Below are 20,839 nucleotides of genomic sequence, written 5' to 3'. Positions count from 1 at the left end.
TTTCTATTGGTTAACCTGGCGTCTACTGGCAAAACTGGCAGGTCATCAACCTGATAGCCCAGCTGCGATGTTGATGGTGAATCCTAGAATCGCGGTATTGAAAACAAACCCCACCAGCGAATGCGCCAGCACTACCCGTCGCAGCCCCCGCCCGGCAACGCCCACGTCGGAGGTTTGTACCGCCACGCTGATGGTGAACGAGAAGTAGTGGAAGTCCCAGTAATCGGGGTTGCGTTCGCCATCGACGAAGCGCAGCGGCGGTTCGTGGTTTTGTCCGGTATAGAACAACCGTGCGTAGTGCAGGCTGAAGATGCAGCCGATCAGCAGCCAGGAGCCGGCTACGGTCAGGCCGGTGTAGAGGTAGTGCAAGGCCAGGGCGCTGCCTTGCAGGCCTCGGCTGGACACCAGTTGCAGGGTGACGGCGGCAAGGCTGGCGATGGCGGCGATGCATACGGTGAGCAGGACCAGGCCGGCGTTTTCGTCTTCGACGCGGGCGACCTTGCGCACCTTCTCTGCGCTGGCGCTCCAGCTCAGGTAGAGCACCAGCAGCAGGTACAGCCACACGCCCAGGTTCCAGCCGGCGAGGATGTGCTGCACGCTGTCGCTGGCGGGGATCAGCCAGCCGCCGAGCAGGCCGACCACGGTGGCGATGCTCAGGCGCGGGTGGGTGTGGGTCAGGCGGTGGAAAGCCATGTGGCCTCGTTTTCGGGTGTATGGGTACCACTCTAGACGGTCATTACAGAGATGAGGGACATGCGCGGGTCCATTGTGGGAGCGGGCGAGCCCGCGAAGCAGGCACCGCGTTGGATTCTTCGCGGCTAAAGCCGCCCCACAGGGTGTGCGGTGCGCTCACTGATTCTTTGCTGCCGCCCATCGCGCGCTCTTGCAACTCTCAGTACACTGCACGCTCCAACACCAACATTCGTTGAACTCGAGGTTTCTGCATGACGCTCAGTCCTTTGGCAGGCAAGCCGGCTCCGGCCAGCGTGCTGGTCGATATTCCCCGACTGCTCACCGCCTACTACACCGGCCGCCCCGACGCTGCCGTGGCGGCCCAGCGCGTGGCCTTCGGCACCTCGGGGCACCGGGGCACTTCGCTTGAATTGAGTTTCAACGAGTACCACGTCCTGGCCATTACCCAGGCCATCTGCCTGTATCGCCAGGAGAAGGGCATCGATGGCCCGCTGTTCATCGGCGCCGATACCCACGCGCTGTCGGCACCGGCCACCGCCAGCGCCCTGGAAGTACTGGCGGCCAATGGCGTGCAGGTGATGCTGTCCAAGGATGACGAATACACGCCGACGCCGGCCGTATCCCACGCCATCCTCTGCCATAACCGTGGCCGCGAGCAGGGCCTGGCCGACGGCATCGTCATCACCCCGTCGCACAACCCGCCGCAGAGTGGTGGCTTCAAGTACAACCCGCCCAATGGCGGCCCGGCCGACAGCGACGTGACCAAGTGGATCGAGGCCAAGGCCAACGAACTGCTGGCCGCTGACCTGGCGGGCGTCAAGCGCATGGACCATGCCCAGGCGCTGCGGGCATCCACCACCCGGCGCCACGACTACGTGAGCAACTACGTGGCCGACCTGGAAAACGTCATCGACTTCGACGTCATCCGCGGCGCCAAGCTGCGCCTGGGTGTCGACCCGCTGGGCGGGGCAGGGGTGCGCTACTGGTCGGCGATCGCCGAGCATTACCAGCTGGACCTGGAAGTGGTGAACACCGAGGTCGACCCGACCTTCCGCTTCATGACCGTCGACTGGGACGGCCAGATCCGCATGGACCCGTCCTCGCCATACGCCATGCAGGGCCTGATCGGCCTGCGCGAACGCTTCGACGTGGCCTTCGCCTGCGACCCGGACCACGACCGCCATGGCATCGTCACCCCGGATGGCCTGCTGCAGCCGAACAACTACCTGGCCGTGGCCATCGACTACCTGTATCGCCACCGCCCGCAATGGCGCAGCGATGCCGCCGTCGGCAAGACGGTGGTGTCCAGCGGCCTGATCGACCGCGTCACTCAGCGCTTGGGCCGCGAGCTCTACGAAGTGCCGGTGGGCTTCAAGTTCTTCGCCCAGGGCCTGTTCGACGGCTCGTTGGGCTTTGGTGGCGAGGAAAGTGCGGGGGCTTCGTTCCTGCGCCGTGATGGCTCGGTCTGGGCTACCGACAAGGACGGGCTGATCCCGGCCTTGCTGGCCGCCGAAATGACCGCCCGCACCGGGCGCAACCCGAGCCAGGCCTACGCCGACCTGACCGAGGCGCTGGGCAAGCCGTTCGCCACCCGTGTCGAAGCCAAGGCCGATGCCCGGCAGAAGGCTTTGCTGAGCAAGCTGGCGCCGGAGCAGGTGAAGTCGACCGAGCTGGCGGGTGAGCCGATCGTGCAGATCCTCAGCCATGCGCCGGGCAACGGCCAGGCGATTGGCGGGCTGAAGGTGATGACCGCCAATGGCTGGTTCGCCGCGCGCCCGTCGGGCACCGAGGACATCTACAAGATCTACGCCGAAAGCTTCATCGACGAGGCGCACCTGCAGCGCCTGGTGCAGGAAGCACAGGTGCTGGTGGATGCGGCGATTGCCTGACAGGTAACAAACCGCTTGGTTCTGCGGCATGGTGTAAATTGGAAATAGTCCTATTTACACCGCCGCAGGGCTTTCCCCATGATCGACGCCGCAACTGTATTGGCCTCAAGGGCTGTGCTATCCCTGTGGGAGCTGGCTTGCCGGCGATGAGGCCTGACAGGTTACACAAGACAGTTGCTCCCCCGGGAATCGCGTCTGCCCCAAAGGCCTCAGCCTACAATCGCCCGCCCAAGCTTCTGCGCCTGGCCCTGCAACACCCGCATCAAATGCATCGCTGCATGTGACGGCGGCTCGAACCGTGAATAGACAAAGCTGATATCGAAGTGAATCTCGTCGGTCAGTGGTACCACCGCGAGCCCGCTGTCCTGCGCGACGAACTCGTCGATCACGCTGATGCCCATGCCTTGCTTGACCAAGGCAACTGCCTCGTTGGCATTGGTAAACGACAACAGGGATTTCAGCTGCACCCCGCAGCGCCCGATATGCTCGGCCAGCAGTTTGCCAAACGGCATGTCGGGCCGGAACAGCAGCAAGGCATGGCCCTCCAGCTGTTGCAAGGTCAGTTCGGGTTGCCCGGCCAGAGGGTGGCCGGGTGGCATCACCACCACCATGCGCCCACGCATGAACGCCTGCGAATGCAGGTGGTCATGCACCACCGGCAGGGCGGCAATAGACAGGTCGACCTTCTTCGACAGGATCTGGTTGGGCATTTCGCCCATTAGCGAGGTCTGCCATTCGATGTTCAGCGACGGTGACTCACGCTTGAGCTGGGCCAGGGCGATCGGGATGACTACCGTGGACAACGACGCGCTGCACGAGATGCGCAGCTTGCGCTGGCCGCCGGCGGCCAGTGCCACGGCGCACTCGTTGACCTCCAGCGCTGCCTGGTACACTCGCTCGACTTCGCGGAACAGCACCTGCGCTTCTGCCGTCGGCACCAGGCGGTTGTTGATGCGCTCGAACAGCGGGTAGGCCAGGCGCCCTTCGATGTACTGGATCAGCTTGCTCACCGCCGGCTGCGACACATACAGCAGCTTGGCCGCCGCGCTGATCGAACCGGTCAGCATCACTGCCCGGAACACTTCCATGTGCCGCAGTTTGAACACCATCGGGCTGGCGTCCGTGCCTTCGTTGCCAGGCAACATGTGTATTACCTTAGGTTATGGTCTGCGCCATCTGGGTATGAGCGCCACCTTTGCACTACGCAGTACTCTGAGCCCAGCCTGATCGCCCTTGTGGCTTACGATAACAACATCTGCCGGGGAGTGCTGCGTGAGCATCTTTGATGAAGCGAAGATTGATTGCCATAACCATCTGTTTGACCCTGCGCGTTTCCCTTACCACCCCGATGCTCCCTATGCACCTTCCGGTCAGGAGGTTGCCACCCAGGAACAGTTCAGCCGTGTGATGGACGCCTACGGTGTACAGCACGCCTTGCTGGTGGGGGCCAACAGCGGCTACCACACTGACAATCGCTGCCTGCTGCATGCGCTGGCCAGCGGGCAGGGGCGGTTCAAGGGCATAGCAGTGGTCGAGCCGGATATCGGCCTCGACGCGCTGGCCGCACTGCAGGCGCAAGGGGTAGTCGGTATCGCCTTCAACCCCGCGCTGTACGGGGTCGCCAGCCTCAAGGGCGTTGAAGGGCTGTTCGGCAAGCTCGCCGAACTCGATCTGTTCGCGCAGGTCCAGGTGTGCAAAGACCAGTTGCCGGACCTGCGCGGCCTGCTGCAGGGCTCACGTGCGCGCCTGCTGATCGACCATTGCGGCCGGCCAGAAGTGGCGGCTGGTGTGCAGCAGCATGGTTTCCGCGCCCTGCTGCGGCTGGCCGATAGTGGCCGGGCCTGGGTGAAGCTGTCGGGTATGCAGAAGTTCGCCGCGGCCGATGCATTGCTGGAGCAAAGCCGTGCCTACGTGCACGCGCTGCTCGAAGCCTTTGGTGCGCAGGGTTGTGTATGGGGTTCGGACTGGCCGTTCATTCGCCAGCGCTCACGAGTGGACTACGGTCCGCTGCTGAAATTGGCGGAACGCTTGATGCCGGACGCCCGGCTGCGTCGCAGTGTGATGTGGGACACCCCACGACGGCTGTTCGGCTTTACCACGGGCGGCGTGAGCTGAAGTTGTTTTGCATTTATCGCCAGGTCTTGCGCTGACTCTTTCAGGAGCGGCCTTGTGTCGCGATGGGCTGCGCTGCCCATCGCGACATAAGGCCGCTTCTGCAATTGACCGCATAAGAACCGATCAGACCGAATCAGGCACCACCGCGATCACGTCGATCTCCATCAGCCATTCGGCCTGGGCCAACCCGGCTACCACCAGCCCGGTGGAAATCGGGAACACCCCCTTGAGCCACTTGCCCACCTCCTTGTACACCGGCTCGCGGAAGCGCGGGTCGGTGATGTAGGTGGTGGTCTTGACGATGTGCGACAGGTCCGAGCCGGCTTCTTCGAGTAGTTGCTTGACGTTCTTCATCGCCTGCTCGGCCTGCGCCCGTGGGTCACCCAGGCCCACCAGGTTGCCTTCGAAGTCGGTGCCGACCTGGCCGCGCACGTAGATAGTGTTGCCGGCGCGCACCGCCTGGCACAGGTCGTTGTCCAGGGTCTGGTTGGGGTAGGTGGCCTTGGTGTTGAACATGCGGATGCGGGTATGGGTAGGCATCAGTGGGCTCCGAGGGTGCTGACGTTGCTGATCTTGGGCTGTTGCTGCTCATCCGCTGCGCGTTGTTCGCGGTCGCGGTAGGCGGCATAGGTGCGTTGCGTGGCGATGTGGCCGGCGACGTGCTTGGCGTCGTGCCACACGCCCCAGATGAACGACGAGCCGCGGCGCGACAGCCACGGCAGGCCAAGGAAGTACACGCCCGGCTCGCGGGCCACGCCGCGTTGGTGCTGGGGCTTGCCGTTGGCGTCGAAGGTGTCTACTTGCAGCCAGCTGAAGTCGACGCCGTAACCGGTGGCCCAGATGATGCTGGTGACGCCGGCCTTGGCCAGGTCCAGCTGCTGCAGCGGGTTGCGCATGCACTCCGGGTCTGCCAGGCGTTTGCGGGCTTCGGGCTCTTCCGGCAGGTCCAGGCCATTGCGTTCGATGTAGGCATCGGCGGCATCGAGCAGGGCCAGGTAGTTGTCGTCGCCGCGGTTGATGTTTTCGACCAGGTTGTCCTGGAAGCGCGCCACGCCGTTGTCGAACGACTGGGTCAGGCCGACCAGGGTCATGCCCTGGTGGGCGAGGGCGCGGAAGTCCACGGTGTGGCCGCCACGGGCGCCACTGACGGCAATGGTCACGTGCTCGCGGCCAGGCTTGGCGATTTCCGCATCCCACTCACCCAGCACGCCCAGCCACCAGCAGAAGTCGCGGTTGCGGTAAGCGCGTGGCGGGCGATCGTGGGCGCCGACCGAGAGGTACACCTGGCGCCCGGCACGCATCAGTTCTTCGGCGATCTGTACGCCGGAGGAACCGGCGCCTACCACCAGCACAGCGCCTTCGGGCAGTTGCTCGGGGTTGTAATAGGCGGCGGAGTGGATCTGGTGCAGGTTGCTGTCTTTCGGCGCGATGGCCGGGATCACCGGCTTCTGGAACGGCCCGGTGGCGGCGACCACGCGGTTGGCGCGAATCACGCCTTCATTGGTTTCGATGGTAAAACCGGGGCGGTCGCTGTTGCGCAGCACTTTCTTCACTTCGATGCCGGTGCGTACGGGCAGGTTGTACTTGCGTACGTACTGCTCGAAGTAGTCGGCCACCTGATCCTTGCCGGCGAAGGCATCGGCGTCGAGGTTGAATTCCAGCCCCGGGAAGCGGTCGTGCCAGGCCGGGCCGTTGGCTACCAGCGAGTCCCAGCGGCCAGTGCGCCAGGCCTCGGCGATACGCTTGCGCTCCAGCACCAGGTGCGGCACGCCAAGCTTGCTCAGGTGTTCGCTCATGGCCACGCCGGCCTGGCCGGCGCCGACGACGAGGGTGTCGATTTCGAGGTTGTTCAGTGTCATGTCCGAGCCCTTGTTCAGGCGGTTTTTGTCAGGTCGGTTTGGAGGACCGCCGTTGCCTGGGGCCAGACTAGGGATGCTGTGGAAATGGCGAAAATAGTATTTAGCTGGGGCTTGCCGATAAAACGGCGAAGGCCTTGAATCCTGCCGCCTGCAGCGGTTCCAGGGGCGGTTTTGCCGGCGCTTTTTTCAAGCGCTTCGTGGTCATAGTTTTTTCCTCGGCAAACCCTCGGAAAAAGGTCGTTTCGCCTGCCGGAAGGTTCCACCCAGAATGCCGTACATCGCACAGCACAACAGGAACCATGACATGACTTTTTCCATCATTGGTCGTTGCCAGGAAACCGGCCAGGTCGGTATTGCCATCAGCTCTTCGAGCATCGCCGTGGGCGCCCGCTGCCCGTGGGTACGTGCCGGTGTGGGCGCGGTCGCCACCCAGAACATCACCTTGCCGGCGCTGGGCCCGCAGATTCTCGATGCCCTGGAACAGGGGCAGTTGCCACCTGCCGCAGCGCTGGACCGGGTGCTGAGCGCCAATGGCTGGAGCGAGTACCGCCAGGTCACGGTGATCGACAGCCATGGCCAGGTGGCGCTGTTCACCGGTAAGGAAGCCCTGGGCACGCACCACGCCGTGGTCGGTGAGCAATGCGCGGCGGCAGGCAACCTGTTGGCCTCGACCCAGGTGATCGAGGCAATGGTACAGGCCTTTGAACAAGCCGGCGGGCATCTGGCCGACCGCCTGCTGGCCGCCATGCACGCGGCAATGGCCGCAGGCGGCGAGGCCGGGCCGGTGCACTCGGCGGCGTTGAAGATCGCCGGCGAGCTGACCTGGCCGTTGGTGGACCTGCGCGTGGACTGGGCCGAGACGGACCCGATCGCTGCACTCGATGGCCTGTGGCAGGCGTACCGGCCGCAGATGCAGGATTACGTCACCCGTGCCCTCAACCCGACTGCCGCGCCAAGCTACGGGGTGCCGGGCGATGAATGAATTTGCCAGCCGCGCGCTGCTGGCCCGGCTGATCGGCTTTGCCACGGTCAGCCGGGATTCCAACCTTGAACTGATTGCCTTCATCCGCGACTACCTGGCCGGGTTGGGCGTGCAGAGCGAGTTGTTCCATAACCCGGAGGGTACCAAGGCCAACCTGTTCGCCACCATCGGCCCCAGGGACGTTGGCGGCGTGGTGCTGTCCGGGCATACCGATGTGGTGCCGGTGGACGGCCAGGCCTGGACGGTCGAGCCGTTTGCCCTGAGTGAACGCGACGGGCGCCTGTATGGCCGTGGCACGGCTGACATGAAGGGCTTCATCGCTTCGGTACTGGCGGCTGTGCCCGCGTTCCTTGCCCAACCGTTGCGCCTGCCGGTGCACCTGGCGTTCTCCTATGACGAAGAAGTCGGCTGCCTGGGTGTGCGCTCGATGCTGGCCGCGCTCGAGCAGCGTCCGCACAAGCCGCGGCTGTGCCTGATTGGCGAGCCCACCGAGCTCAAGCCGGTGCTGGGGCACAAAGGCAAGCTGGCGATGCGCTGCCAGGTGCAGGGTGCGGCCTGCCACTCGGCGTATGCGCCCTATGGGGTGAATGCCATCGAGTATGCGGCGAAGCTGATCGGCAAGCTGGGTGAGATCGGCGATGCCCTGGCATTGCCGGCGCATCACGACGAACGCTTCGACCCACCGTTCTCCACTGTGCAGACCGGTGTGATCAAAGGGGGCAGGGCACTGAACATCGTGCCGGCGGAATGCGAGTTCGATTTCGAAGTGCGGGCCTTGCCGGGGTTCGAGGCGCAGGCAGTGGCCGACCAGCTGCAGACCTATGCCGAGGCTGAATTGCTGCCGCGTATGCGCAGGGTCAATGCGACCAGCGCCATTCGCCTGCAGCCGTTGAGTGCGTATCCGGGGCTGGCCACGCCGGCGGATAGTGAGGCGGCTCGCCTGGTGGCGTTGCTCAGTGGCTCGGATCAGTTCGGTACGGTGGCGTTTGGTACCGAAGGCGGGCTGTTCGACCAGGCAGGGATCCCGACTGTTGTGTGTGGGCCAGGGAGCATGGACCAGGGGCACAAGCCGGATGAGTTCGTCAGTGTCGAGCAGTTGCGGGGGTGTGATGCCATGTTGCTGAGGCTGGTGGACTACCTCAGGCAGGGTTGATTGCGCTGGCCTCTTCGCGGGTAAACCCGCTCCCACAGGATCTCGTCAGTCTCAAGGCCTGTGCAGTACCTGTGGGAGCGGGTTCACCCGCGAATGGGCCGCAGCGCGGCCCCGGGTATTCAGAAGGTAGCCTTGACCTGCAGGCCAACCACCAGCGCGTTGTCGATGTCCTTCCCGGAGAACGCGCCCGGTTCGATGATGTACTGCACATCCGGGCGCAGGTTCAGCCACGGCGTGGCCTGGTAGCCATAGCTCAGCTCGACCAACTGCTCGGCGCTGTCGATGTCGGGGAACGGCTGCCCGGCATTGAGCGCGGCATCTTCCAGCACGTCGCGGCTACGCGGGTTGGGCACGGCACGGCCATAGCCCAGCGCCACGGTATCCTTCGGGCGGCTTGCGAACGGCTTGTACAGCACCACGCCGGCGCCATACCACTTGGTGAACGGTGAGGCAGCCTTGCTCGACGCCGAGTACTGGCCGAAGGCATGCAGGCTGCGGCCCGGCGAGCCCTGGTCGTTCCACACGGCCTGGTCGACCAGCAGGTAGTGGCCGCCACGGCCGGACACTTCCTCGTCGCTGCCGATGCGTTTCACGTCGGAGCTGTCGTAGTAATAGCCCAGTTTGTACTCGCCAGGCAGCTCGCCCTGCAGCTTGTACACCAGCTCTACCGGTACCACGGTGCCGGTGGTGTGCTTGGGGCCCAGGTGCCAGGCGCGGCTGGAGTTGCCGTTGCTTTCCGGGTCGACGTTGAACGCTGCCACACGCAGCTGCCAGGACGGCGACAGGTCGTACTTCACCCGCACGCCCAGGTGGGCATTGGGGTAGTTGGTCCAGCCACTGCCGCCAGACATGTTCAGCGGGTGGCCGCAGAAGCCGGCGTTCATGAAGTTGCACAGGATGCCGCTGTCCAGGCCACCGAGGTCGTTGCCCATGGCCATGTAGCCGAGCTTGACGTTGAGCGCCGGGGTGAACAGGGTACGCTCGTAGCTCAGTTCGGTCAGGCGGGTGTACAGGCCGCCGAAGTTTTCCTGGATCGGCAGGCGGTTGCCCACCAGGTCTTCCGAGGCGCTATTGCCGCGGCGGTCGTTGATGGTCAGCTGGACCTTGCCGCCGTTGTCCAGGCCATACAGTTTCGACAGGTCGAACTGCACGCCCAGTTTCAGGTTTTGCGAGTAGCGCGCCGAACGGTGCAGGCCGCCATGGGCGTTGTAGGCGGTTTCGCCGCTGTAGTCGCCGGTGAACCTGACGCCGTCTTCTTCCAGCTGGTGACGCAGGCCGCCCCAGTCACCGGTCAGGGTGCTGCGGGTCATCAGGTCGCCGTCGGCCAGGGCAGAAGTGCTGGCCAGGGCCAGGAGCAGGGTGGGTGTGATGCGAATTGCGGATGGCATTGCTGAATCTCGGGTTGTCTTCTTGGGCCTCTTCGCGGGTGAACCCGCTCTCACAGGGACTGCACCATCAGTAAGGGCAGTGCTTATCCTGTGGGAGGGTTTACCCGCGAAGAAGGCGACGCGGTCTTACGGCAAGGCGTAAGAAATCACGTAGTCGCCACGGTCAGTCGACTGGCGCGCGCCGCCAGCAGTGATCACCACGTACTGTTTGCCGGTCTTCGGCGAGACGTAGGTCATCGGGCCGCCCTGGCTGCCCACTGGCAGGCGAGCTTTCCAGATTTCGTTGCCGTTGCTGCTGTCGTAGGCGCGCAGGTAGAAGTCCTGGGTGCCGGCGATGAACACCAGGCCGCCCTGGGTCGACAGGGTGCCGCCGAGGGTCGGCAGGCCGATCTTGATCGGCAGGTGCATGCGGATGCCGAGCGGGCCTGTGTCTTCAACGGTGCCTACCGGTACCTGCCACGCCACCTGGCGGGTTTTCATGTCGATGGCGGTCAGGGTGCCGAATGGCGGCGCCTGGCACGGAATGCCGGCCACCGACAGGAAGCGGTTCTTGTTCACCGCATACGGGGTGCCCTTGAGCGGTACTGCGCCCATGCCGGTGTTCAGCGCTTCGCCACCGGAAGCAGCATTGCCCTTGTTCTGCGACGGGATCATCTGGATCCACAGGCCCAGGCGCATGTCGTTGACGAAGATGAAACCATGTACCGGGTCGGTGGAGATGCTGCCCCAGTTCATGCCACCCAGCGACCCCGGGAAGCTCAGCGACAGGTCGGTGCCTGGCGCGGTGTACAGGCCGTCGTAGCGCATCTTCTTGAAGTTGATGCGGCACAGCAGCTGGTCGTACGGGGTCGCGCCCCACATGTCCGACTCGGTCAGGGTCTGCGCGCCGATCTGCGGCATGCCCACCGACTTCGGCTGGGTTGGCGAGTACGGCTCGTCAGGGATGTTGCCTGGCTTGACCGGTACTTCGTCGACCTGGGTCAGTGGCTTGCCGGTGGCACGGTCGAGCACGTAGATCTGCCCGGCCTTGGTGCCGATCACCACCGCAGGGACCGACTGGCCGTCGTCCTTGGTGAAGTCGATCAGGCTCGGCTGCATTGGCAGGTCGAAGTCCCACAGGTCGTTGTGCACGGTCTGGAACACCCACTTCTGGTTGCCGGTGGTGGCGTCCAGGGCCAGTACCGAAGCGCCGTAGGTATGGTCCAGCTTGCTGCGTTCAACACCGTAGATGTCGGTGGACGACGAGCCCATCGGCAGGAACACGGTGTTCATCGCCGGGTCGTAGGACATTGGCGCCCAGCTGTTGGGGGTGCTGCGCACATAGGTGCTGTCGCCCTGCGGCGCCTGGCGATCCTCCGGGTTGCCAGGGTCGAAGGCCCAGCGCATTTCACCCGTGATCACGTCGAAACCACGGATCACGCCGCCTGGCATGTCGGTCTGGACGTTGTCGGCGACGCGGCCGCCGACCACCACCGTGGTACCGGCCATCAGCGGTGCCGAGGACAGCTGGTAGTAGGAGTCCGGTACATTCCCCAGGCCGGCCTTGAGGTCGACCTGGCCGTTGTTGCCGAAGCCCTGGCAGAACTCGCCGGTGTCGGCGTCGACGGCGATCAGGCGGCCGTCGATGGTGTTGGTCAGCAGGCGACGCTGGCAGTTGGCACCGGCCGGTACGCTCGCAACGGTGATCGGCGAACTGTTCGGCTGGGTCGGCTGGGCGATGGCGGCTGTGGCGTCGAAGTAGGCCATGCCACGGCAACGCTGCCAGACCTTGGACTGGGCGTTGATCGCGTTCTTCCACAGCTCCTTGCCGGTGTCGGCATCGAGGGCGATCAGGTTGTTGTGCGGGGTGCAGATGAACACCTTGTTGCCGACCTGCAGCGGGGTCAGCTGGTCCTCGGCACCGTTGCCGTCGCTGAGGGCCACGTCACCGGTGCGGTAGGTCCAGGCCACTTTCAGCTTGTTGACGTTGTCGCGGTTGATCTGGTCCAGCGCGGCGAAGCGGCTGCCACCTTCGGTGTTGCCGTAGTGGGCCCAGTCCTTCTGCGCTTTGTCGGCCTCGACCGGGGTCATGCCCGGGCCTTTGCCGGTGGGGGCGACGCTGGGGTGGGCAACGAACATGTTGCCGGCGGCGATCACCAGCACCACGGCCATCACCCCGGCAACGCCATAGGCACCACGGCCGGTGCTGGCGCCGTTGGCACGGGCCAGCAGCGGGTAGACCAGCGCCACCACCATGCCGATTGCGCCGAACATGAACAGGCGCGAGAACAGCGGCCAGAACACCAGGCCAGCGTCGACCAGCGCCCAGATGGCAGTTCCGACCAGGAACGCCGCGTACAGCCAGGCGCCAGCCGGCTTGCGGCGAGCGATAAGGACACCGGCGATGGCCATGGCCAGGCCGCCGGTCAGGAAGTACCAGGAACCGCCCAGGCCGGCCAGCTTGACGCCGCCCGCAGCCAGGAGCAGGCCGAGCAGGGCGATGATCACGCCCAGGCCGACCAGGATGATGTTTGTGGCGCCAGAGGCGCGCGGTGTTTCTTTCATGCCAGGGATCTCAGCAGGTGGAATGCGCGCAGTGTAATCTCTTAGCTTGCTAATTAACAAGTTGGTACATAATTTTGTGGGGCGGATTGTCGCAGGGATGAACTCGTCAAGGTGTGGCTAAAAGTCTAGATCAGGTGCTTAAAATTGCAGTAATCAGGGTGTTCATGCCGGTTGTGTAACCTGCATTCGACTTTAGCCGGACAGGGAATGACCGGGTTCACGCTGGCCATGGAGTGGCGCTGCTGTAGAACACCGCCAGCCAGACGGTGGCTGTGCCGGGAGCGGTCCATTCCACGCGGTGGCGATAGTGCGGCGGGATGTCCAGGCAATCGCCCGGCGCCAGCAGGCGGGTGTGGCTCTCGTGCTCGAAGCGCAGGCCGGCGGCTCCACTGAGCAGCACGATCCATTCACCTTCGGCCTGGTCGTACCAGAAACCAGGCGGGCTGGCCTGGCCGCTGGAAACAATGCGCTCAACGCGCACGCCCGGGCGGCTGAGCAGCTCGTCGACCTGTTCGGCGCAGGTGGGGTCGCAAGGGGGCAGGGTGGTCAGCAGGTTGGTCGGTGTCATGGAAAGCCTCGTCTGGATGGGGGTAGTTCCACTATGGACGCAATTGCCGCGCACCGCGCTTCCTGACCCGCCCGGCTGTTTGTAAGAGCTTTCCGAGATTTGAAAGACGGGCAGCAAATGGACAAACTCCTGGCGATGAAGATGTTCGTGGCCACCGTCGATGCTCAGGGCTTTTCTGCCGCCGCCCGCCGGCTTGGGCTGGCGACATCGTCGGTGACGCGCCTGGGCGATGCCCTGGAAACGGCGTTGGGCGCCACCTTGCTCAACCGCTCCACCCGCCAGTGTGCTTGCCGGTGGAGTTCGGCAGGCGGGTCATCGCCCCGCACCTGGGGCCGTTTCTGGCGCAGCATCCGGCGCTGGAGCTGGACATCGACCTCAGCGACCGCCTGGATGACCTGCCTGCGCTTTCGCTATGGGCAGAAAGGGCGACCCTGGCGCGGCCAATGACAGCATCAACGCCCTGTACCTGCGGGGCGCAGGGGTCGGCGGTGGCCAGTGCGCTGTTCAGCCAGTTTGGCTGGCAAGGTGTGGCGCTGGTGGGGGCGGGGTTACCGGGCGTGGCCTTGCTCATCTTCCTGGCCAACGCGCGCCGGGGTTGAACGGTAGCAAGCGGAGCCAGCAATTTTGCAGTGATGCGAAGATCCTGGGGGCGCTTCGCACCCCTTTCGCGACGCAAGGCCGCTCCCACAAAAAACTGCACACGCCTGTATCAGACGCTATCGCCCAAGCGGCAACGCCACACCAATCAAGGCAAACAGGCTGCCGCAGCAGCGGTTGAAGCCTTTGCCGCCCTTGGCCAGCCATGGCCGGATGCGAAACGCCAGGCGCGCTAACAGGTATTCAACCAGGAACTCGACGCTGGCAAAGGTCGCCGCCATTACCACGAACTGCAACAGCAACCCACGCTGCGGGTCGATGAACTGTGGCAGGAAAGCGCCATAGAACAGCAGCACCTTGGGGTTGGCCATGGCCGACAGCAGGCCCTGGCGGAACAGGTCGGCATTGCCCAGCCGCGCGCTTTGCGCGGTCAGTTCCAGGTACAGGCCCGGGCTGCGCCACAGCTGGATACCCAGCCAGATCAGATAGGCACCACCCACCCATTTGAGCACGCTCAGCACCGAGGCCGAGGTCTGCAGCAACGCGCTGAGGCCGAACATGGCCAAGGCGATCAGGGCGCTGAAGCCAAATACCCCGCCAACGATGGTGAACAACGTCCGGCGTGTGCCATACAGCGCACCGTGGGTCAGGGCCAGCAGGCTGTTGGGGCCAGGGGTCAGCGACAGGCCGATGCTGGCCAGCAGGTAGATGAGCCAGGTGTCGAGTGCCATGGTGGGAAATGCCTTGTTGATAAGGAGGACGCCAGTCTATGGCGCCGGTTTCGTTCAGGAAGGGTATGATCTGGACATTTAATGGTTGTTTCTGGACGCAACGCCATGCTGCCCGATATCCGCTTGCTGATCTTGCCGTTACCGGATTTTGCCTTGCTCCCGTTCGGTGCCTTTCTCGACAAGTTGCGTTTCAGCGCCGACGACGAGGACTACAGCCAGCAGCGCTACTGCAGTTGGACCGTGGCAGGGCTAAGCCTCGACCCGGTGCCGTCGAGCAGTGGCGCGGTGGTACAAGTCGAGGCCATGGCTGGCCAGCTTGAGCTGGACAGTTTCGACTACCTGGTGGTGTTCGGTGGGCGCAATGCCATGGCCACTGCCGCGCTGGCGCCTCGCTACAAGGCCTTGCTCAGGAAGGCCGGCAAAGCGGGCGTCAAACTGGTGGGCGTCGACAACGGCGCCTTCCTGTTGGCCGCCTGCGGATTGCTGCAGGGGCACAAGGTGGTGGTGCACTGGCGCCACGAAGCCGAATTTCGTGCGGCTTTCCCTCACCTACAGGTGCTGAGTGAGCAGCTGTATTGCATCGACGGTAGCCGCATCACCTGCGCCGGTGGCACCGCGGCCATCGACCTGGCCGTTGCGCTGTTGTCACGCGCCTGCGGGCGGACCCGGGCGCTCAAGGGCCTGGCCGACATGCTGGTGGACGAAACCCGCGATAGCCGCCATGCCTTGCGCTCGCTGGAGCAGGGGACCGGGCAGGGGCGGCAGGTGCAGCGCGCGCAGGCGTTGATGCGTCATCACCTGGGTACGCCGTTGGCGGTGGAGCAACTGGCGGCGGAGCTGGGCATCAGCCGGCGCCAGCTGGACCGGCAGTTTCACGCCAGCCATGGCATGAGCGCCAAGGCCTGGTGGCTGGAGATGCGCTTGCAACAGGCGCGCTGGCGCTTGCTCAACTCCAGCCACAGCCTGGCGCAGATTGCCGATGAAGTGGGCTTGGGCGATGCCAGTTACCTGGGCAAGTGCGTGCGGCGACGGTTTGGTTGCACGGCCCGTGAACTGCGCTGTCACGTAGAAAGCTGAATTCACCAGCGGTCCACGTACCCTGTGGGAGCGGGTTTACCCGCGAAGCAGCCACCGCGCTGCATGGCACCGGCTGCGCCGGTGTTCGCGGCTGAAGCCGCTCCCACAGGGACCCTGCTAATTCAATGAGTCCTATGAAAGCGGGTTTACTGCGGCGTCCCGAACAACCCGGTCCAGTAAATCCCCGCATCACTCTTCGGGTCCACCGCATACGCAGCGCCCAGTTCACGGAAGTCCGGGTTCATCAGCGTCGCGCAATGCCCCGGGCTATCCAGCCAGCCATCGACCACCTTGCGCGCAGTGTCACGCCCGGCGGCGATGTTTTCGCCGATCTGCTGGTACAGGTAGCCGGCCAGTTCTGCCCGGTCACCGGGGGTGCGGCCATCCTTGTCGATGTGGTCGAAGAAGTTCTGGTTGGCCATGGCCCGGGTGTGGTTGGCGGCGACCCCGGCCAGCACCGTGCTCCAGCTCAGCGCGGGGGCGGCGGCGAAGGGCTGGCCACCGCATTGGCGCGGCACCTTGCGCGCGGCATTGATTTCCTGCAGCACCTTCTGCCCCTCGGCCTGCCAGTCGCCCAGGCGGCCGCTGAGCAGCGGCCGCGCCAGCACGATGCGCCAGTCGCGGCCTTCCTGGCTGACGCCGATATCGACGAACTGTGGGTCGAGCACCACCTGGCAGAAGCTCTCTTCGATGGCATGCATGGCAGCGCGCGCATCACGCGGCCCCGACAGGCTGATGGCCTGCACGTTGACCATTGGGTAGGCGGCGCGGGTCATGGCCTGCTGCAGGTCGCGGGTACCCTCTGGCGACAGCGCCAGACGGGTATCGCTGTTGAGCGGCGGCAGCTCCAACGACGCTTCGCCACCGCAGGGCTGGGCCTTGCTGCGGTAGACATTGATCGAATCGATCAGTTGCGCCTCTTCGCCGGTGGCAGCCAGTGCCCCGGTCGAGACGACCAGGCCCAGCGACAAGGCGGCAACGGATGACAGGACGCGCATGTGGATCTCCCTATGACTGGCAGCGTCGTGGTTTGCGCTGCTCATCCTACACAAGCCCAGGGCTTTTGGCCCGGGATCGTGCAAAGCAATGAAATCGCCGGCATTCGTTGCTGGCGGCAAAAGAGGGAGTAGACCACTGGTCGGCGGAAAAGTGCGATGACTTGGTAATCGTTCGTATCACACCCTACCTTGCAGCCGTCACAGTCTAGCCAAGCGCAAGCATGAGTACCAAAGGCAGGGTGGCGGCAGCCACCACGGTCTGCAGGGCGATGATGGTGGCCATCAGCGGTGCGTTACCGCCCATTTGCCGGGCCATCACATAGGAAGATGACGCGGTCGGCAGTGCCTGGAACAGCACCGCTACCACCGCTGCCTGGCCACCCAGGCCAAGCATGCGGCACAGGGCCCAGGTGGTCAGCGGCATGATCAGGAACTTGAATGCCGACGCCGCCATCAGCGGGTGCACCTGTTGGCCCAGGCGGGCGCCACCCAGGGCGGCGCCGACGCACAGCAGGCCCAGCGGCAGGGCGGCCTGGCCCAAGGCCTTCACCGTAGGTTCGATACCTGCTGGCAAGCCTAGCCCGCTGGCGCGCAGCAGCAACCCACCGGCGCAACCAACGATCAAGGGGTTGGCGAAGATCGCCCGCAGCACTTTGCCTGGTGAGCTATGGCGGGCGCTGAAACGGGCGAACACGAGTACGCAAAGCAGGTTGACCAAGGGCACGATGGCAGCGTTGGCCACCGCCGCCAGGGCGATGCCGGCGCTGCCGTAGATACCGGCTGCAAGGGTGGCGCCGATGTAGTTGTTGAAGCGGATGCCGCCCTGGAACACCGAGGTGAAGTCGGCGCCATCGTGGTTCATTGCACCCTGGTAGAGCACCAGCAGCACGGCCCCGGCCAGGGTCGAGAGCATCAGCACGGCGACCATGCCCAGCACTGGTACGCCATCGAGGTTGGCGGTGGCCAGACCGTGGAGGAACAGCGACGGCAGCAATACGTAATAGCTCAGGCGCTCGGCGCCGGGCCAGAAGTTATCGGCGAGGTAGCCGCGCAGGCGCAGGAAAGTGCCCAGGGCAATCAGCAGGATGATCGGCAGCAGGGTGGTCAGCAGCAAGTGGAGCATGATCGACGTTCCGTGGTCGGGTACGGGGCACAGACTACTGGTGCGGATCGATCTGTAAAAACGTTGTTTTCTTTACTGACTGTTGAGGAAAAATGCATGTTTGCTCTGGGGGCGCTTTGCGCCCCCGGCAGTCTCACGCCTCCAGCGCAGTCTTCAATACCGCACTCAAATGCCGCCGCTGGCTCTTCTCATGCTCCAGCAACACCACCCGCCGAGTCAGTTGCGGTTCGCCAAACGGCAGGCAGGTGGCCGGTGGCAAACGTTGCAGGTCGTCATCGGCCATGGGGATGATCGCCACGCCCAGGCCCATCACCGCCATGCGCGCCAGCGCTTCCTGGCTGTCCAGCTCCATCTGCTCGCTTACCTGCAAATGCTGCCGGCGCAGTTCCTGCTCGATCTGTCGCCCGGCCCAGGCACGCTTGTCGAAACGCAGGAACGGCTGGCTGGCCAGCAGCTGCGGCACGCTTTGCCCGGCCAGCTCGGGGCTGGCGATGGCCCAGAAGCGGTCTTCGAACAACGGCGTGAAGTCCAGGCTTTGCGGGTAGGGGCTGACCGGTTCGGTGGTGATCGCTGCATCGAGTTCGCCGTCTTCCACCCGCCGTGCCAGCTCTGCCGACATGCCTGAGGCCACGCTGACATGCAGCTGTGGGTGGTGCGCCTTTATCCACACCAGCGCCTTGGGCAGGCGCCGGGCCAGCACCGTGTGGATCGCCCCCAGGCGCAGGCGGCCGCGCAGGCTCGGCCCGCTGGCCAGGGCGTCGGCCAGCTCGTCGTAGGCCCCCAGGATGGTCTCGGCGCGGGCCACCGCCAACTGGCCGGCTTCGGTCAGCGCCACCTGCCTGCGGCTGCGGTCGAACAAGGTCACCTGTAGCTCGTCTTCGAGGGTCTTGATGTGCAGGCTCACCGCCGAAGGAGTGAGGCTGAGCAGGTCGGCGGCACGGGCGAAGGTGCCGTGGCGGGCGATGGTCACCAGGGTGCGCAGGGCTTTGAGGGACATGCGGATGGGTCCGGTTTCAAGCTGACAGGGCTGCATTGTCAGGCCCGGCCCTATCGCCGGCAAGCCAGCTCCCACAGGTACTTCACCGGTGGTGTCTGGCCGGCGACAGGGCCGGGCAGGCAACGCTGTTCAACGTGCATTACGCCCATAGGCCTGGCTGATCCTGTCGATCACCATGGCCAGGGCGACAATCGCCAGCCCGGCCTCGACGCCTTGACCGACATTCAGGGTCTGGATCCCCGCCAGCACGTCCTCGCCCAGCCCGCGGGCGCCGATCATCGAAGCCACCACCACCATCGACAGGGCCATCATCACCGACTGGTTGAGCCCGGCCATGATGCTCGGCAGCGCCAGCGGCAGGGCGATGCGCCGCAGCCGCTGCCAACGGCTGGCCCCCAGGCCATGGGCGGCTTGCAGCAGCGAAGGGTCGATCTGGCTCAGGCCCAGTTCGGTCAGCCGCACCAGCGGTGGCAGGGCATAGATCAGCGTGGCGAACACGGCGGGCACCTTGCCCAGGCCGAACAGCATCAGCACCGGGATCAAGTAAACGAAGGCGGGCAGGGTCTGCATCACATCCAGCACTGGCAACAGCAGCTTTTTCGCCAGCGGCCGAGCAGCCAGCAGGATGCCCAGCGGCACGCCCACCAGCACGCAGAGGCCGGTACTGACCAGCACCAAAGCCATGGTCTGCAGCAGTTTGTCCCACAACCCGAGCATGCCGATCAGGGCCAGCAGCGCCACCAGTACCGCGCTGCGCAGCAAGCTGCGGCTGGCATGCCAGGCGAGCAGGCCTGTCAGCAATAGCAGCAGCCACCACGGCAGCAGGCGCAGCAGGGTTTCCAGGCCGACCAGCAGTTGCAGCAACTGGTCAGAGAGGCTGCGCAGGTGATCGCCGTAGTTCAGCACCAGCCAGTCGACCAGCCGGTTGACGCTGTCGGCAAAGGAGAACTGCAGGCTTTGGGGGAAGCCGCCGCTCACAGGCTGCCCTCGACCTTGGTGGCAATGTCCGCAGGCAACCAGGCTTTCCACACCTCGCGGTTATCGCGCAGGAAGGTGAGGGCAGCATCGCGGGGCGGCGTGCGTTTTTCGCTCATGTCGGCCAGTGCCTTGTTGAGGCGGTCGATGGGCAGGTCGACCCGCTCGAACACGCTCACCAGCTCCGGGTAGCCGTCACGAAAGGCCTTGGACACGCCAATCGACAATTTGGCCGGCAGCGAGCGGCTGCCCTTGGGCTTGGGGTTTCCGGCATCGGTGAGGGTCGCCCAGGCCTGGGCATCGAACGGCGGCTCTTCCAGGCGTATGAGTTTGTAGCGGCCCATCAACGGGGTCGGGTTCCAGTAGTAGAACAGCACCGGTTGGCCACGGCGGATGGCCGAGCCGATTTCGGCATCCATGGCGGCCCCGGAACCGCTGCGGAAGTTGGTATACAGGTCGCTCAGCCCGTAGGCCTTGAGTTTCTGGCTGTTGACGGTCTCGGATGTCCAGCCGCTGGGGCTATTGAGAAAACGCCCTTTGTCGGGCGACTCGGGGTCACGGAACACCTGCGGGTAACGCTTGAGGTCATCGACGCTACGCAGGTCGGGTGCCATGGGCTTGAGCTTGCGCGTGGCATCGCCTTCGACCACATAGGCCGGTACCCACCAGCCTTCTTCGGCATGCTTGACCGTGTCGCCCAGCGCGAACACCTGTCCGGCCGCTTCTGCCTTGACCCAGGCAGGGCTGCGCCCGGCCCATTCCTCGGCGATCACTTGCAGGTCGTTGCGTGCCAGCGCCACTTCCATGCTGACCGTGCTGCCGGGCAGGGTGTCGGTGGGGTAGCCATACCCACGCTCGACGATCAGGCGCAGGATTTCGGTGGTGAGTGCGCCGCTTTCCCAGCCGATGGCGCCAAAGTGGATGGGCTCGCTGCGCTCTGCCGACGCGGCGCTGTCGGTGCTGGCCAGGCCTACGGCGAGCAGCAGGCCGGCCAGCAGCGTTGGAATTTTCTTCATCAGGGCCCTCGTCGGTTGCCGTGGGGTAGGTGCGGGCAAGTGTAGACGACCCCTCCCGCGCCTTGCCGACGGCGGTAGGGAACGGGCTCCTGCTGCCAGCGGGGGCCGCGGTTTGCAAAGGTGCGTAGTGCCGT

At 64.8% G+C, this 20,839-nt stretch carries 18 protein-coding genes and 2 pseudogenes; 7 read left to right on the top strand and 13 right to left on the bottom strand.

Going from position 1 to position 20,839, the window contains the following annotated elements:
* Positions 1-45: 45 nt before the first annotated feature.
* Complete coding sequence (locus tag MKK04_RS15175) at positions 46-693, bottom strand: DUF1345 domain-containing protein (protein WP_241105628.1); 648 nt, start codon at positions 691-693, stop codon at positions 46-48.
* 251 nt (positions 694-944) lie between these two features.
* On the opposite strand from MKK04_RS15175, the gene pgm reads away from it, so the two are divergent.
* Entirely contained in the window at positions 945-2,582 is a 1,638-nt protein-coding gene (gene pgm / locus MKK04_RS15170) for a phosphoglucomutase (alpha-D-glucose-1,6-bisphosphate-dependent) (RefSeq protein ID WP_241105627.1), read from the top strand.
* A 209-nt stretch (positions 2,583-2,791) separates the two neighbouring features.
* Here the strand turns inward: pgm and MKK04_RS15165 are convergent, their stop codons facing one another.
* A complete protein-coding gene (locus MKK04_RS15165) occupies positions 2,792-3,727 on the bottom strand; it encodes a LysR family transcriptional regulator (RefSeq protein WP_241105626.1) in 936 nt (311 codons plus the stop codon).
* Positions 3,728-3,854: 127 nt separating this feature from the next.
* Here MKK04_RS15165 and MKK04_RS15160 point away from each other — a divergent pair, with 127 nt between their 5' ends.
* Entirely contained in the window at positions 3,855-4,697 is an 843-nt protein-coding gene (locus MKK04_RS15160; protein WP_241105625.1) for an amidohydrolase family protein, read from the top strand.
* Positions 4,698-4,820: 123 nt separating this feature from the next.
* On the opposite strand, the gene MKK04_RS15155 is transcribed toward MKK04_RS15160, so the two are convergent.
* Both MKK04_RS15155 and MKK04_RS15150 read right to left on the bottom strand, forming a co-directional pair.
* Positions 4,821-5,237, bottom strand: a complete 417-nt coding sequence (locus MKK04_RS15155; RefSeq protein WP_015270679.1) for a RidA family protein — start codon at positions 5,235-5,237, stop codon at positions 4,821-4,823.
* Positions 5,237-6,556 carry a flavin-containing monooxygenase gene (locus MKK04_RS15150; protein ID WP_207837744.1) on the bottom strand — a complete coding sequence of 440 codons (1,320 nt, stop codon included), beginning with the start codon at positions 6,554-6,556 and terminating at the stop codon, positions 5,237-5,239. The genes MKK04_RS15155 and MKK04_RS15150 overlap by 1 nt, the downstream gene beginning before the upstream one ends.
* Positions 6,557-6,860: 304 nt before the next feature.
* On the opposite strand from MKK04_RS15150, the gene MKK04_RS15145 reads away from it, so the two are divergent.
* Entirely contained in the window at positions 6,861-7,538 is a 678-nt protein-coding gene (locus tag MKK04_RS15145; protein ID WP_207837746.1) for a DUF1028 domain-containing protein, read from the top strand.
* Positions 7,531-8,691 carry an acetylornithine deacetylase gene (argE, locus tag MKK04_RS15140; RefSeq protein ID WP_207837748.1) on the top strand — a complete coding sequence of 387 codons (1,161 nt, stop codon included), beginning with the start codon at positions 7,531-7,533 and terminating at the stop codon, positions 8,689-8,691. The genes MKK04_RS15145 and argE overlap by 8 nt, the downstream gene beginning before the upstream one ends.
* A gap of 119 nt (positions 8,692-8,810) precedes the next feature.
* Here the strand turns inward: argE and MKK04_RS15135 are convergent, their stop codons facing one another.
* From MKK04_RS15135 to MKK04_RS15125, 3 genes are all read right to left on the bottom strand, one after another.
* Positions 8,811-10,079 carry a carbohydrate porin gene (locus MKK04_RS15135; RefSeq protein WP_233688282.1) on the bottom strand — a complete coding sequence of 423 codons (1,269 nt, stop codon included), beginning with the start codon at positions 10,077-10,079 and terminating at the stop codon, positions 8,811-8,813.
* 126 nt (positions 10,080-10,205) lie between these two features.
* Positions 10,206-12,623 carry a glucose/quinate/shikimate family membrane-bound PQQ-dependent dehydrogenase gene (locus MKK04_RS15130; RefSeq protein ID WP_063914359.1) on the bottom strand — a complete coding sequence of 806 codons (2,418 nt, stop codon included), beginning with the start codon at positions 12,621-12,623 and terminating at the stop codon, positions 10,206-10,208.
* Positions 12,624-12,840: 217 nt separating this feature from the next.
* Positions 12,841-13,191 (bottom strand): cupin, encoded by a 351-nt coding sequence (locus MKK04_RS15125; RefSeq protein ID WP_233688283.1) that lies wholly within the window; start codon positions 13,189-13,191, stop codon positions 12,841-12,843.
* 117 nt (positions 13,192-13,308) lie between these two features.
* Here MKK04_RS15125 and MKK04_RS15120 point away from each other — a divergent pair.
* Positions 13,309-13,589, top strand: a pseudogene (locus tag MKK04_RS15120) (LysR family transcriptional regulator); the annotation flags it as partial.
* Positions 13,590-13,661: 72 nt separating this feature from the next.
* Positions 13,662-13,790: pseudogene (locus MKK04_RS15115) on the top strand (MFS transporter); the annotation flags it as partial.
* A 117-nt stretch (positions 13,791-13,907) separates the two neighbouring features.
* Here the strand turns inward: MKK04_RS15115 and MKK04_RS15110 are convergent.
* On the bottom strand, positions 13,908-14,519 hold the full coding sequence (locus MKK04_RS15110; protein ID WP_241105624.1) for a LysE family translocator: 612 nt from the start codon (positions 14,517-14,519) through the stop codon (positions 13,908-13,910).
* A 105-nt stretch (positions 14,520-14,624) separates the two neighbouring features.
* On the opposite strand from MKK04_RS15110, the gene MKK04_RS15105 reads away from it, so the two are divergent.
* A complete protein-coding gene (locus tag MKK04_RS15105) occupies positions 14,625-15,596 on the top strand; it encodes a GlxA family transcriptional regulator (protein WP_207837757.1) in 972 nt (323 codons plus the stop codon).
* Positions 15,597-15,742: 146 nt separating this feature from the next.
* Here MKK04_RS15105 and MKK04_RS15100 read toward each other — a convergent pair whose 3' ends face one another.
* The 5 genes from MKK04_RS15100 to MKK04_RS15080 form a co-directional block, all read right to left on the bottom strand.
* Complete coding sequence (locus MKK04_RS15100; protein WP_085623371.1) at positions 15,743-16,594, bottom strand: CAP domain-containing protein; 852 nt, start codon at positions 16,592-16,594, stop codon at positions 15,743-15,745.
* A 205-nt stretch (positions 16,595-16,799) separates the two neighbouring features.
* Positions 16,800-17,717: an AEC family transporter gene (locus MKK04_RS15095; protein WP_241105623.1), complete on the bottom strand. Its 918-nt coding sequence runs from the start codon at positions 17,715-17,717 to the stop codon at positions 16,800-16,802.
* Between the two features lie 133 nt (positions 17,718-17,850).
* The gene (locus MKK04_RS15090) at positions 17,851-18,714 is read right to left on the bottom strand and encodes a LysR family transcriptional regulator (protein WP_207833183.1); all 864 of its coding nucleotides are present in this window, start codon (positions 18,712-18,714) and stop codon (positions 17,851-17,853) included.
* 129 nt (positions 18,715-18,843) lie between these two features.
* On the bottom strand, positions 18,844-19,692 hold the full coding sequence (locus MKK04_RS15085; RefSeq protein WP_207833186.1) for an ABC transporter permease: 849 nt from the start codon (positions 19,690-19,692) through the stop codon (positions 18,844-18,846).
* Positions 19,689-20,705, bottom strand: coding sequence for an ABC transporter substrate-binding protein (locus MKK04_RS15080; RefSeq protein ID WP_207833188.1), 1,017 nt, complete (start codon positions 20,703-20,705; stop codon positions 19,689-19,691). Before MKK04_RS15080 ends, MKK04_RS15085 begins: the two co-directional genes overlap by 4 nt.
* Positions 20,706-20,839 lie beyond the last annotated feature (134 nt).

The sequence above is a fragment of the Pseudomonas sp. LS.1a genome (assembly GCF_022533585.1).
In the GTDB taxonomy this organism is placed as follows: domain Bacteria; phylum Pseudomonadota; class Gammaproteobacteria; order Pseudomonadales; family Pseudomonadaceae; genus Aquipseudomonas.
The sequence above is the reverse complement of the archived record's forward strand: the minus strand, read 5'-3'. Positions and strand labels throughout refer to the sequence as shown.